This window comes from Streptomyces doebereineriae (assembly GCF_031845645.1).
Classification (GTDB): domain Bacteria; phylum Actinomycetota; class Actinomycetes; order Streptomycetales; family Streptomycetaceae; genus Streptomyces; species Streptomyces canus.
Genome location: NZ_JAVREZ010000118.1, coordinates 1 through 524 on the forward strand (window position 1 = coordinate 1; position 524 = coordinate 524).

Sequence of the window (524 nt, forward strand, 5' to 3'; positions counted from 1 at the left end):
GTGGGCGGGGTGGCCGGCGACGAGTTCAAGTACTCCGACATCATCGCCGAACACTTCGACACCGACCATCACCAGATCCGCATCGACACCGACCGCATGCTGCCCGCGCTCGACGGAGCGATCGGCGCGATGAGCGAACCGATGGTCAGCCATGACTGTGTGGCCTTCTACCTGCTCAGCCAGGAAGTATCCCGGCACGTCAAGGTGGTGCAGTCCGGGCAGGGAGCCGACGAGGTTTTCGCCGGTTATCACTGGTATCCGCCGATGGCCGAACCAGGTGCGGCCGGCCTTGACGGCTCCGTGGCCAGCTACCGGGGAGCGTTCTTCGACCGGGACAGCTCCGGGGTGGGCGCGCTGATCAGCGAGAGCTACCGGGCCGACGGGGATCCCAGCGGCGTGTTCGTGACCGATCACTTCGCCGCCGCGGGCGCGCAGACCGGTGTGGACCGGGCGTTACGCCTCGATACCACCGTGATGCTGGTCGACGATCCGGTCAAGCGGGTCGACAACATGACCATGGCGTG

1 protein-coding gene is annotated in these 524 nt (G+C 66.4%); it reads left to right on the top strand.

Annotated features, from left to right (window positions below; genetic code table 11):
- Window positions 1-9 precede the first annotated feature (9 nt).
- Window positions 10-524: asparagine synthase-related protein (locus RNB18_RS50995; protein WP_311720925.1), on the top strand; the 515-nt coding region annotated here is incomplete at its 3' end.